Origin of the sequence: Campylobacter concisus, from assembly GCF_015230015.1 — a bacterium.
GTDB classification, from domain to species: Bacteria; Campylobacterota; Campylobacteria; order Campylobacterales; family Campylobacteraceae; genus Campylobacter_A; species Campylobacter_A concisus_AF.
This window is the reverse complement of the sequence record NZ_JAAKZC010000002.1, coordinates 81,528-96,371: the sequence shown is the minus strand read 5'-3', so window position 1 is coordinate 96,371 and position 14,844 is coordinate 81,528. Positions and strand designations below refer to the sequence as shown.

Below are 14,844 nucleotides of genomic sequence, written 5' to 3'. Positions count from 1 at the left end.
CAACTTTGACTACAATCTCCACAAAATAAGACTTTAGCTATACATATTTTATAAATTTATCCGATATGGCTTAGACTAAACCAAGGAAAAATATGAAAAATAAAAAATTGATAATAAAAGATACTCAGGGCGAAATTTACATCATAAGCCAAGATGGAAGCATAAAAATGCTAAAAGATGGCGACGAAATTTATCCTGATCAGAAAATTTTTACTAAAAATTTAGATGCCAAGATCACTCTAGAAGGTGGCGAGCAGATAAATTTAAACGCTCATCAAAGCATAAATTTAGATGATATTTTAAAAATTTCAACAAAACCAGCAGAAGAAAAGAGTGAGAGTGGATACGGATCATCAGTAAGAGATGGCATATCTCTAAGCGCGGCTAGTTTTACCACAAGTGGTCACAGCGCAAATATCCATCAAATTTACAACCAGTACAGATCTTTAGAGCCAAATATAAGTAGCACCCAGCCAGCTCAGACAAAAAGCGTCTCAGGCGCTTCAAGCACGCAGGTAGAAAAAGGTAGCGCCACCGAAGAATCATTTATAGATTCCACCAATAAAATAATGGTTGTAAATAAAGGGTTAGACTCAAATATAAGTAGTGCCCAGCCAAGCGAGCTAAAAAGCGTCTCAGGCGCTTCAAGTCTATCCTCTAGCACGCTAGTAGAAAAAAGTGGCGGCGCTGCAGAGCCAAAAGAAGAGCCATTTATAGATACCATAAATGTGTTAAATGTCACAAACAGAGGACTAGACGCAGATATGTGGTTTTATAATATCGCTAGAAACAACAACAAAGAGATAGATTGGCACTCAAACAACAAATACGCATATGAAGAGTGGATGGACGAGCATAAGGTTAGCGCCTCAAGCACTTTTAGTGAGCTTAGATGGCGCACTGGCACAGCATATAATCCATTATCTTTTAAAAGACAAGGTACAAATGAAGATCTAAAAAAATACAAAATACTATCTGATCCAGATCTAAAGCCAGAAGAGCTTATCAGGATAGGGCAAGACCCACGTGCAAAATATGATGTAGATAGACTTGGTAATAGCTTTGGTAGCTATGGTTTGCCACAGAAATCGAATGGACACTATCTTTTAAATGAGTCAAAGCCGAGTGGGAGCGACGGCTTGATACTAAAGGCAGAGGGCTGGATACATATCAAAGATCATACACTCGTTAAAGAATTTGCTTTTTACGAGGTAAAATCAAGAGAGATAATAAAATTTATCTTTAATGACACAGCCATATACAACAGAGGTTTTACTACTGCAAAAGGCGCGGACGAAGAAGGCGTAAACTATGTAAAGACAAATGAGCTACACTTAAGTGAGAGTGGTTTTTATAAAGTAACTTTTATAGTAGTTGATGACACGCCATATATGTCAAAAAGAGTTGCCACAAGGATAACAGGGACAAGTGAAGATGATAATTATACATTTGATAAAACAGGCGTTACTCTAGTAAGTGATGCCTACATGGAGGCTCTTGCTCAAAAGGGCCTTGTGACAAAAGAGAGCGATACATTTTATAAGGCAAAAGAAATAAATGGTACAAAATTTGGCGATAATGCAAGCGATTTTGATAAGCCATTTGACCTAAAATTTGAAGGTACAAAAGACGTTGGTAGCAACCTTGATGACAAATTCATCTTTAACTCACACGATATCGACGCAAAAGGTGGCATAGATACGCTAGTTTTTACCCAAAACGTGGATCTAACAAAGATAAGTGAGCTAGATAAGCGCCTTGAGAGCTTTGAGCGCATCGAACTTGATCACACAAAGGCTGTGAAGCTAAAGCTAAATGGGCAAAACATAAGCGATATGATAGACTCCAACCCTACCAAAGGACCCGATGGCTTAGAGAGCCTAAATACTATCCTTAAAATTTCAGGCGATAGTGACGATGTGGTGCAGCTAGTTGGAAATTTCGTAAAGGCCACAAGCGGCGAAGTAGCCGCGCTAAATGCAAAAAATAGCGTAATCGGAGCTGGTTATAACAAACTCGATGAAGTTGGGGGCGAAGCGGTCAATCAAGTCTATAAAGGCGAAAACAACGCTGGGCAGACATTTTTCGTAGAGATAGATAAAAACGTGCATGTCGAGGTGATGTAGTAAATTTACAAGAGCTAAAGACCTCATCCCAAAAAGCCACAAAACTATATAAATTTTAAGAGATTTTCCGATATTACAATACACACATTTTACAGGGATGAAGAAATGCCAAATTTTGACGCCATAAGGATCGGCGTTATCAAAAAGATCAAGGGTGAAGCCATCGCCATAAGTAGGGACGGCACTATGAGGGTGCTACACAAAGGCGATGAAATTTACCTTGGTGATGATATAAAAACGAGCGAAAACTCGAACCTTACCATTGTTTTTGATGACGGCGAAAAGGCTTATGTCGGCTTTAGCTCGGTATTTCACACTATAAATGTCTTTGCTGAGCATAAGGGCGAGCTAGTCATCCCAAAAAATGCAAACATCCTTGAAAATCACAAAGAACACGCAAATGACGATGATCAAATCTCCCATCAAGAGCTATCTTCTCACGGCTCATCATCGCAATACTCTGCTTCAGTGGGTAGTGGCGGCATCAAATTTGAACTAGGTGGCCACTACTCAAATATCTACGACTTTTACACAGGTTTGCGCGCTCTTGAAGCTAGGCATGACGAGGTCAAATGGCCAGTTGGCGAGGCTAAGATCGGCGGGATCTCATACGCTGGGTCTAACAAACTAGAGTCAAATACTAGTGCAACCAATAACAACGTCATAAACTATGACACATACGTACCTCCTATCAACAACACATTTATAAATCCTGGCACTTATACACCGCCAGAGCCAAACATCGTGCTAAATTTCAACCTCACAAGCGACACTGGCGAGAAAAAGGGCTTTTTAGGAGGAGCGCAGCTAAACTCACTACCAAAAACTCCTGATGGCAAAAAGATCATCACAAGCATAGGCGTTGATATCCCAGACGTTGCTAAAAATGGCGACATCATCACGATAAAGACAAACATGAAAGGTGGTGGCAAAACTAGCAACTACAAAGTAAATACGATAACAAACGAGCTAATCCCAGTTGATAGCACCGGCATGCCTACTGGAGCGCCTGCTATACCTATCGTAAATGGCAAAGCAGAGATCACTGGAGTTGAAATTTTAAACCATGGCAAAACGACCGTGACAAGCTCATACACCACTGGTGGCAGGACATTTACCGCGCCGCCAACTGCCTATGAGCTAAACGACACGCCAGCCATTTCAAAAGTGACAGCCACGCTTGATCTTGATAAAAATGGCGACGGCGTGATAGATGCGACCGAGCTAGGATATGGCAGCGGCACGCAAACTAGCGGCATGAAATTTGTAGTGCCTGACGAGCTTAGCACTGGAGATAAGATCACGTTTAAGCTAAATGAGCCGGGCAAACCGCCAGTTGAGAAGAAATTTACGCTAGATAAAGAAAATGGCACAGCTACTGACGAGGACGGCAACAGCTATACATTTACGACAGATGAAAATGGCGCAGTTAGCTTTAGCGTGCCAAATATCGCAAACATCACAGCAGGAAGCAGCATAGAAACTGGCGTAGTTGATAAATTTGGCAACGTCTCAGCCACAAGCACTACGCCAAGCAGTAACGTAAGTGACACCGTCAAAGTGACGCTAACAGCTGATAAAAACGGTGATGGGCTGATAAGTAGCGACGAGATAGGTGACGGTACTTCAAAGGTTGAGATAAATTTACCTCGCACCATAAAGCCAAAAGAGAGCGTCACTATAAACATAGGTGGCTCGCCAAAAGAATTTGTAGTAAGCGACGATGGCACAAGCGTTTATGATAAAAATCACCCAAACGTATTTATACCAATAGTTAATGGTAAATTTGAAGTGCCGGGCGTAAGTGTGCCAGTGACACCTGGCTCAAGTGTATCTATAAATACAACGGTTAATGACGAGCATGGCACGCCAAAACCAAATGGCACAAGCAACCAAACCACCCCAAGCGTCGTAGTAGCTCCACCTGTAAAATCAGCCAAGATAAGCTTTGATAGCGACCTAGGGCATAACAATGGAACTCCAGATGGCAAGATAGATACCTCAGAAAACAGATACAATGACGGCGACCCAACAAAAACTGAGGCGTCTATAAAAATCCCAAGCGTGATAAAAGAAGGCGATAAGATAGCCATAGATGTCACAAATCCAGACGGCAGTAAAACGCACAAGGTCTATACATACACTAACGGCAAGATAATCGCCCCTGATCACAATGAAGTGCCCCTAAATGATGGTAAATTTAAGATCACAGTGCCAATAGAACATGGCAAAACAACAAGCATAACGACGACCATGATGGATAAGGCTGGCAACAAAGGCGAGAGCGACACAAATGAGATAAAATTTAGCGACAGCCCAGTGGCGAAATTTGTCAAAGACGCTGACGGAGATGGGCTCATAGATGACACCACTGGAGCTATAACGACCTCTGATGTAAAGGTCTATCTCCCAAGTAGCGCAGTGCCAAAAGATGAACTAAAGATAAGCATCCTAAACCCGCTTACCAACAAACAATCAACCGTGAGCTACATCCTAGACGATGATGGCGTGCATATGATAAACAAAAAAGACCCGAGCGATATAAAAGTGATAAGTGACGGCGCTATCACCATACCAGACGTGACGGTAAGTAGCAAGCGCCCAACCTTAGTCGATGCGACCCTTATAAAAGACGACGGGAGTGCAATATCAGGCACTTCAAGTGGCAGGCTATTTGCCTTTGGCGTGCTTGACTATATAGACGACGTAAAGCTTGTTACAAAGATAGATAATGCCGATATCCACTCCGCAAAATACCTAAACGAAGAGGACTACGAGCATATCATCTCAACAAGCCAGTATGAGTCAAATTCGACCCAAAAGATAAACTATAGCATCGCCCTTACAAATGACGAACAGCCATACATTAAATTTGGTATAAATAAGCCCGATACCACAAGTGACGGCAAAGGCTACGTGCTAATAGAGATAAAAGATGAAAACGCAAATGTAAGTGATAGCTTTATAGCTAAGATCGAAAACAACACCGTAATAGCAGACTTTGAAAAGGTTGGCAAAAAGCTAGATAGAACTCACCACATCATAGACGCTACCTACGTGGGAACTGACGGCGTGCCTCAAAGAGATGATAACCTAACTATCACAGTCGATCTTGACTCAAAGCCTGATAAGCTAATAGAATCTGACTTTGATAATATAAAAAACAGCTCTGGCAACTACGCTATAAATTTTAGCGGCAAAGGCGAAGCTGCAAACAATCCACACGATGAAAAATCAAAAGATGTAGAGGTCATAGACGCTGAGACATCTGAGAAGACGACACTGACACTTGATAGAAATTTAAGCTACTCTGGAAGCTTTAACGTAGCACAAAATACTGGCAGCAAAAACTACATAGTAGAAAGACTAGATGATGCGGGAAATTTAGCTGTTCAAACCGTAACTATGGTGGCAAACAAAGGCCTTGATGTTGATATGTGGTTTTTTGACTGCACAAATAGAGAATTTATGGATATATATCCAGAAGTAACAACTAATTCTAGAGCAGACCTTAATGATAAAAAAACAGGATATGGATACCACGTAGCTAATCACTACACACAGTGGATGGAGTGGGCTGGCGTTAGTGCAACTACTACTTATAATGAGCTTTCTTTTCAAGGAGGTAAAGACTGGCAATTAAGCTCAACAAGACCTCACAAAGGTGAGCTAAATACGGACGATATGGCAAAAGTAGGTCACTCTCCATATGCAAAGGATACCGATCACACTGGGGCACACTATAACCTAAACAAAACAGGAAACTACGTCCTTGAAGAAGCAGAGCCTGTAGGAACTGATCTGATCATGAAAATGAAAGGTTGGATATACATAAAAGAAGATGGTCGATATAATATAGCTGCAAGACACCATCAAGACATGATAGATGTCAAAATAGCAGATGAAAGTTTTGGAAAGTGGGCGTATTGGTTTGGTTCAGGAGATAATGGTCCTCATGGACAAACTCATACTTATAATCTAAAAAAAGGATTTTATAGGATAGAGGTTGATTATGTCGATAGGACAGAAGATACATTCTTAGACATAATGATAAAGAAAAGCTCACAAAACCCTAGCGACTATAAAATCATAGGCTCACAAGGAAGCGGCACGCACCTTTTTAGTGATAGCTATGTAAAAGCCCTACATGACAAAGGATATGTTAGCGATGAAAAAGATGGTCTTATAGCTGGTAAAAAAGGATATAGAAGTTTAGTAAATCAAGAAAAAGATATAAGCAAACCAGCAAAATATTTTGGTGATGATGCGGATGACTTTAACAAAGTAATACATCTAAAACACAACACAGATGCTCTTGAAGGTAGCAACCTAAACGATGTCTTTATCTATAACGGCAAGAATATAGACGCAAAAGGTGGCGTAGATAAGCTGATATTTGTTGAAGATATAGACCTTAGTGAAGTAAATAATCTAAAAGATAAACTAAAAAGCTTTGAACGCCTGCAACTAGGCACAGAGAGCCAAAACGTTTCAATCGCGCTAAATGCAAAGAGCGTTCTTGACATCATAGACTCAAAAACGACAAAGATAACAGAGGGCGAATACTCAACCTTAAGAACTATACCTGGAACAGAGAGTGTAAATACAGTTTTAAAGATAGCAGGTAAGGATGGAGATATAGTAAAACTTATAAATTCTGGAGTTAATAAATTTGAATTAGCAACAAAAGAAGAGGTAACTTTACTAAACTGGAAGCATAGCAAAGCCATAGGGGATAGCTATAACAAAGTAGAAGTAGATACGAATGGATATGCAGTAAATCACATCTATAAAGGCACATACGTAAAAGATGGCGAGTTAAAGACATTTTTTATTGAGATAGACAAAAATGTCAAGATCGTAGCGCAAGAGCGCAACTACGACGACACCTTTACATATAATGCCACCAACCTTATAGACGCAAAAGATGGAGTAGACACGCTCATCTTTACAGCAAATACCGACCTTAGCAACATAGACGTAAAAGATAAGCTAAAAAGCTTTGAGAGGTTGCAACTAGGTAAAGATAATGAAGCGGTTGCCCTCACTTTAAATTCAAAAAACATACTTGACATCGTTGATTCAAAAGAGACCGCCACGACCATCGAAACAAGCGGCACAAAAAAAGAGATACAAGGCACAAAAAGCATAAATACAGTCTTAAAAATAACAGGCGACGAAAGTGACGCGGTAAAACTCATAGGAAGCTTCTCAAAAGCAACTGATGAGGAAGTGACGATGCTAAACTGGAAGCATAGTCAAGTCGCGGGCGATGAATTTAATAAAGTCGAAGTCACAGATAATAGCGGTAGCAAAACCTACCCTAACCACAGCAATGTAACTTACAATGCAAGTGCAAATGCAACGATACACGGCATGGATCACGCGGTAAATCACGTCTATAAGGGCACATACACTGATGGAGCTAACACAAAAACATTTTTCGTTGAGATAGACAAAGGCGTTAAATTTACACGCGAAGGAGATGACAAAGATAATAAATTTATCTATGACGGCGATCCGATAGACGCAAAAGGTGGCGTTGATACGCTCATCTTTACTGAAAATATCGATCTTAGCAGGGTGGCTGACCTAAACGATAAACTAAAGAGCTTTGAAACTTTACAGCTTGGTAGCAAGAGCACTCAGGCTGTCTCGATAGGACTGGATGCCAAAAGCGTGCTTGATATCATAGACGCACAAGTAACAAATGGTGGCTTAAAAAGTGTAAATACCGTGCTAAAAATCAAAGGCGATAATAATGACAAAGTGGCATTAGAGGGTAAAGGCACTATCTTCGCGCAAGCAACAGACAGCGAAGTAGCGGCACTAAATTTAAAACATAGCGCTTTAGGCGATACACACAACCAAGTAGCAGTTGATGGTAGCGGTCACGCTGTAAATCGAGTCTATAAAGGCATATATGGCAGCGGAGCTGGCGCACAAACATTTTTTATCGAGATAGATAAAGATGTAAGTGTAGTAAATTTGGTGCATTAAATCTTTTAAATTTAAAGAAATTTCTGTCACTTCTTAGCTTAATGAACATTTAAGCTAAAATCATAAATTTTAAAAATTATGCTCTAAAATCCGCTTTTTTGTGCTATTTAGCTTAAATTTCATAAGCATCCCTAAAAATAATGCTTTATAGATAATAATTTTTATCATATACTAAAATAAATTTTACTCTAAGAAATATCTATAAATAACCTAAAATAAGGCAAATAAAACTAAATTTAATCAATTATAAATATATCAAGGCTTTTATATAAAACTTAAATAAAATAATTAATCTTAAAACTATAAACTTTTAAAGGAATTTGTCGATATAAAATAAACTTTATAAATTTAGAAATATCACAAAGGGATAAAATGCATATCGTAGCCTTAAAAATAGCCATCGTCAAACAAATAGTAGGCGAAGTCATAGCCATCTCACCAGATGGGAGCACAAGAGTGCTTCGCAAAGGCGATGAGATATTTTTAGGCGATATCATAAAAACAGCTGTCGATGCCAAAGTAAGGATAGTTTTTGATGATGGAGAGGTCGCAAATATCGGCTTTAACTCTACTTTTAGGACAACAAACGTCTTTGCAGAGCAAAACGGCGAGCTCGTCATCCCTGGCTTACAAAAAGATGAAAAAGATGCAAAACACGAAGATAGCGAACATGAGAGCAACATTCACCACGGCGGATCAAATTTATCTAGCCAAGCATCGCTAAATAATGCAGGCTTTAGCAAAAGCGGTCACTATACAAATATCTTTGATAACGTAAAGCACGCACTACGTGAAATTATAAACTCTGAAAAGTTTTTTAACGCTCCAGTCTCATCTGTAAAAGGTGCGGTCAGCTATCTTGAAAATATCTTTAACACTTCAGTCTCATCTGTAAAAGGTGCGGTCAGCTATCTTGAAAATATCTTTAGCGCTCCAGTCTCAACTATAAAAGGTGCGCCAGCACAAGCTACAAAACCAAGTGTGCCATTTATCGACAATGTCCCTAAATTTTTCCTGGATGCCGACACAAACAAAGATGGTCTTTTGGACAAAAATGAAATTTTAGCTTCGTCTGAAACTACAAAAAGATGGAATAAATTTTACACTCCTGTGGTTGTCACTTTGCCACCAGCTGCAAAAGATGGCGATATCATCAAGATAAAAAGTGGCTCGCAAACTCTAAAATACAAGATCGATCTTATAAGTAGCGAACTCATTCAAGTAGATGATAACGGATCGCCAGTGCCAGCACCCACCTCAACCCCAACAGCACCTACTTTTATCTCAGTGCCACTTGCTAATGGCAAAGCAAAGATCCCAGATGTCGAGATCCCAAATGGCAAGCCTATAGATATCGCTGTAAATTTAGTTGATAAAAACGGACACGAAAGTGGTTCAAATTTAAATGTTGAGACAAACGACGTTCCGCCAGCATCAAAAGTAAGCGCGACACTTAGCATAGACAAAAATGGCGACGGCGTGATAGATGCTACCGAAATGGGCGTAGGAGAGGACTCTGTAAAAACTGATGTGAAATTCCTAGTGCCTGACGATATGAAAAGTGGCGATAAGATCAAGTCTATCGTCACAGACGCAAATGGCGACTCAGTCACTAAAATTTACACCATAAACAAAGAAAACAACACCGCCACCGACGAAGCAGGCAATGTCTATCCACTAAAACCAAATGGCAAAGGTGCTATGGAATTTAATGTGCCAAATGGTGCCACTATCACGCCAGGCACTGAGATCAAAACTCAGTTTATAGACCGCTTTGGCAACGAAGGCACGATCAAGCAAAAGCCAAACACCATAAGCAACAAAGCCGAGGCGACACTAAGCGCTGATACTAATAACGATGGCGTTATCAGCAAATCCGAGCTAAAAAGTGGCGAGTCAAGCGTAGATATCCACTTACCAAATACCATGAAACCAGGCGAGAGCGTAAAAGTCACGATAAATACAGGCACTGGAACTCCGGTGCAAAAAGAATTTGTCCTAAGCCCTGATAAAAAAAGCGTCTATGATCCAAATGACCCAAACCACACACCTATACCTATCCAAAATGGTAAATTTGTAGTCCCTGACGTAAAAATACCTATCAATGAGGGTAAAAATGCTACTATAAAAACAGAGGTCAAAAAAGATGACGGCTCGACAGAAACTAACGAAAACACTCCAGCCACCGACACCACGCCACCTACAAGATCAGCCAAGATAGAATTTAGCAAAAACCTCCCAAATGCAGATGGCAAGAGCGACAACAAGATCGACACATTTGAAAATGGTTACGGCAACGATAGCGACAAAACTGAAGTAACTATAAGTATCCCAAGCCAAAGCAAACCAAACGAAAAGATAAGAGTAGCCATAACAAATCCAGATGGAAACATAGAAACAAAAGAATTTACTATCGGTGAAAATGGCAAGGTCATAGCACCTGATGGCAACGAGATAGATGCAAGTGGTGGAAAATTTAAGATCAATGTGCCTATCAAAAATGGTGCAAAAACTAGCATAGACACAACAGTCATCGATCAGTTTGGCAACGAAGGCACAACTGACAGCCAGTTTATAGTCTTTGACGACAAGCCAAAGGCTAAATTTATAAAAGACATAGATGGCGACGGGCTGATAGACGGCACAAACGGCGTCACTATCACAGGTTCAGATGTCCTAGCCTCTATCCCAAGCACAGCTAAAGTAGGCGACGAGCTAAAAGTCTCTGTGCTAAATCCAAATACAAACAAACAAGAGATAAAAACCTACATTATAAAAGAGGCAAAACCAGGCGAAACTCTAACCACATACGAGAAAAAGCCAGACCCAGATATCGAGTATGAAGCCAAAACCAAAACACTTACAGATGAATACATCAAAGTAGTAAATAAAGATGACCCAACAGATACTCAGCTAGTAAATGGCAGTCGTTTCTTGCTCAAAGACGTGCCAGTAAATACCAGCAAGCCAACCCTTGTTGATATAGACCTTGTAAGAGATGGCACCAAAATTTTCACTGGCTCTTCTAGTGGTAGATTATTTAAATTTGGCATTCTTGACTATGTAGATGACGTTAAGCTAGTTACCTCAGTAGATGGCGGAGCAAGCAACCCAGCCAAATACCTACTCGAAAAAGACTTCGAGCACATCATCTCAACAAGTAAATTTGACGATACATTTAACGAGCGCATAAACTACAAGATCGCTCTTACAAATGACGAAAGTCCAATGATCAAATTTGGTATCGCACAAAAAGATACAGACACAGCCATAGGTGGAGATGGTGGCAAAGTACTCATTGAGGTAAAAGACGAAGCTGGCGTTGTAAAAAGTAGCTTTTACGCAAATATCAAAGATAATGTCGTAGTAGCTGACTTTGAAGCAGCTGGCGTAAAGCTAGATAGGACGCACCACGTCATAGATGCCACATATGTAGATAAAAATGGCGCAGAAAGACGAAGTGAAAATTTAACCATCACAGTTGATCTTGATGCGACGCCAGATGGGCTAAAAGAGCCAAGCTTTGGTGGCTCAAAGTCTGGCTCAGGTCAAAGCTACAAAGTAACCTTTGGTGGCGAGGCAGACACACCAAACAGAGCAGACGACAAGACATCTATAAAAGTAGATGTCGTCGATGTAAATAACTCATCTAAACAAATTTTGCCACTAACTGACCTAAAATATGAAGGCGAATTTCTAACGACACTAACCAGCGGTAGTAAAAATTTCATCGTCAAAAGGCTAGATGACGCTGGCAATATGTCAGTCCAAACCGTCTCAATGATCTCAAACAGCGGTCTTGATGTGGATATGTGGTTTTATGACTGTGCAAATAAAGATTTTAACAACTATTGTAGAAGCAAAGGCTGGATAAAAGGTGGAGACAATCCAACTTATAATGGTGGCTGGGGGCTTCATGTAAAAAATCACTATACTGAATGGGCTGACTGGACAAACGTAAGTGCTACCACAACTTTTAATGAAGTGACATTTAGATCAGGCAAAGACTGGGACCTCCCAGAAACAAAACCAAAAAAAGGTGAGCTAAATATGAAAGATATGGCAAGGGTCGGTCACTCACCAAACGCAAGCGATACCGACCACACTGGCACAAAATACAATGTAAATCACACTGGAAACTACATGCTACTAGAAGCAGAGCCAGTAGGAACAGATCTCATAATGAGAATGCAGGGCTGGATATATATAAAAGAGACAGGCAGATATACCATAAAAGCTAGCCAATACGAGTCTGCATTTAGTATAGACATAGCTGGTCAAGGTTTTAAAAATAATACGTGGGCTGGCGATCGCAATAAAAGTCAAGATTTCACCCTAGAAAAAGGCTTTCATAAAATAAATATCCAATATGTTGATGACAATGAAAACGTAAATTTAGATGTTGCCATAAAAAAGACTGGAGAGAGCGACGCTAACTATAAGATCATAGGCTCTGCTGATAGTGGCACGCATCTTTTTAGCGATAACTACGTAAAAGCACTAGAGCAAAATGGCTTTATAGACCATGAAACAAATAAATTTCACAAGATCCTCCAAAGAGATGGCAAATACTACGGAGATGATACAAACGATTTTAACAACATTGTGCAGTTAAAACATGACGCAACAGAGACCGTAGGAAGCAACCTAAACGATGCCTTTGTCTATAATGGCAAGCCAATGGATGGCAAAGGTGGCATAGATACACTTATCTTTGTAGATGATGTTGATCTTAGTAAAGTAGCCAACCTTGATAAAAATTTAGAAAGCTTTGAGCGCATACAGCTAGGCACAAGCGATCAAGCAGTCTCTATAGGACTAGACGCCAAAAGCGTGCTTGATATCATAGACTCAAGGGTCACAAAGATAACGGGCAAGGCTGGCACAGAAAATATCAACACAGTGCTAAAAATCTTTGGCGACAGCGATGACATAGTAGCCCTAAAAGGCAAAGGAACTACCTTTACACAAGCAACAAATGATGAAGTAACTATGCTAAATTCAAAACATAGCGTTATCGGAGATGAATATAACAAAGTAGCAGTTGATGCAAGTGGTCACGCTGTAAATCAAGTCTATAAAGGCGTATATGGTAGCGGAGCAAGCGCACAAACATTTTTTATCGAGATAGATAAAGATGTAAGTGTAGTTGATTTGCATTAAATTTAATCTCATTAGGCTATAAATTTATAGCCTAATTTTAAAAATAAAGCATCTTTTAGATTTTTAAACTTAGTTTAAATATTTAAAATGTATAATCCAATTTCTTTTATCAAGGTGGTTGGATAGCTCAGTCGGTAGAGCAGCAGACTGAAAATCTGCGTGTCGGCAGTTCGATTCTGCCTCTAACCACCATTTCTTTTTCATAAACTTTTTTCATGGACACGGACAGATGGGTGAGCGGCTGAAACCACACCCCTGCTAAGGGTGCAGCTCTTAATCGGGGCTCGAGGGTTCAAATCCCTCTCTGTCCGCCACCAATACAATATTTTTCTTTCCAACTCCCCTAAATTTCGGTGTTTTAACTGCATTTATTAGCAGATATTCTTGTCCTAAATTTCAGACAAATCAGCTTTGTTACAGAAAATTTGCACTTTTGTTACAGAAACTAGGATCATTCTATGAGCTCTAGATTGATCACAAAGGTTCCCAACAGACCAAATTTTTACTTTTTTGATACCGCTCTTAAAGATGGTAAAAAGCTAACTGTTAAATTTTGCCTCTTTACAAAAGATCTAGATGAGGCAGTAAGACTGGCAAATTCTATAAAAGCCGCAGCCAACGAAGCTCTTTCTAAAAAGATAACCACGACGCATGCAAATTCTAAAAGCCTAAGAGCCTTGATAAACATTAAAAGACAAAATGAGCGGTGCATTAAACAAAATGGCATATTTTTAGATGTTAGCGAATATAAAGAGCTCTCAAAAGAGGTGATAGCTAAATTTTATAATCTAGTAGCACTAGAAGAAAAGCTTGAAAACGAGCTCAAAACATTATTGGATACATCTTTAAGTCCAAAAGAAGCCACGACGCTATCTTTTGAAGCAGTAGCTAAAAGATATGTGCAAACAGAATGTTTAAAGCTAAAATCTAGCGATAAAACCAAGGGCTATTATGTTAAGACTGGCAAGCTCTTGGATGAGTTTTTTAAAGATCATCAAGGTAAAGAGTTTAGCTACAGCGATGCTGAAAATTTTCAAACAACTCTAGCAAGCAAAAAGCTCAACAAAAAGACCATCAACAACTACACATCTTACTCAAAAAGGCTCTTTGAGTATGCCATAAAGATGGGCAAGCTCACGACCAATCCTTTTAAAATGCTTACATCCTTTAAAATTTCAGCCGACGAGAAGTCGCCGAAAGATAATTTCACTATGGATGAACTAATGATAATCTTTGACACAAAAAGGCTTGATCTACGAAACTATATGATATTTGCTCTTCATACTGGGCTAAGGCTTAATGAAATTTGGCAACTTGATAGCAAAAGTGTAGGCGAAGAAGATGGCATAAAATTTATAAATGTTAAAACTGCCAAGCAAAAAGGAGGCGTTAGCAAATATAGGCAAATTCCACTACATAAGAATATTGAGCATTTTGGTGACAATTCAAAAACAGCCAAAACTTTTGCCTTAGTCAGCTAAAAGAAAAACAATACCTAAACCCTCACGCCAACTGCGATAACACATTTTAAAAATTAAAGCCAATAAAGTCTTGT

4 protein-coding genes and 2 tRNA genes are annotated in these 14,844 nt (G+C 39.6%); all 6 read left to right on the top strand.

Going from position 1 to position 14,844, the window contains the following annotated elements; genetic code table 11:
* The first annotated feature begins 92 nt into the window (after positions 1-92).
* Positions 93-2,126 carry a hypothetical protein gene (locus G6W42_RS01730; protein WP_194172707.1) on the top strand — a complete coding sequence of 678 codons (2,034 nt, stop codon included), beginning with the start codon at positions 93-95 and terminating at the stop codon, positions 2,124-2,126.
* Between the two features lie 105 nt (positions 2,127-2,231).
* Positions 2,232-8,126, top strand: coding sequence for a hypothetical protein (locus tag G6W42_RS01725; protein ID WP_194172706.1), 5,895 nt, complete (start codon positions 2,232-2,234; stop codon positions 8,124-8,126).
* Between the two features lie 372 nt (positions 8,127-8,498).
* Positions 8,499-13,289: a hypothetical protein gene (locus tag G6W42_RS01720; RefSeq protein ID WP_194172705.1), complete on the top strand. Its 4,791-nt coding sequence runs from the start codon at positions 8,499-8,501 to the stop codon at positions 13,287-13,289.
* A gap of 116 nt (positions 13,290-13,405) precedes the next feature.
* Positions 13,406-13,481: transfer RNA gene (locus G6W42_RS01715), tRNA-Phe, on the top strand.
* 31 nt (positions 13,482-13,512) lie between these two features.
* Positions 13,513-13,603: transfer RNA gene (locus G6W42_RS01710), tRNA-Ser, on the top strand.
* A 144-nt stretch (positions 13,604-13,747) separates the two neighbouring features.
* Positions 13,748-14,770 (top strand): tyrosine-type recombinase/integrase, encoded by a 1,023-nt coding sequence (locus G6W42_RS01705; RefSeq protein ID WP_242042549.1) that lies wholly within the window; start codon positions 13,748-13,750, stop codon positions 14,768-14,770.
* Positions 14,771-14,844: the final 74 nt, after the last annotated feature.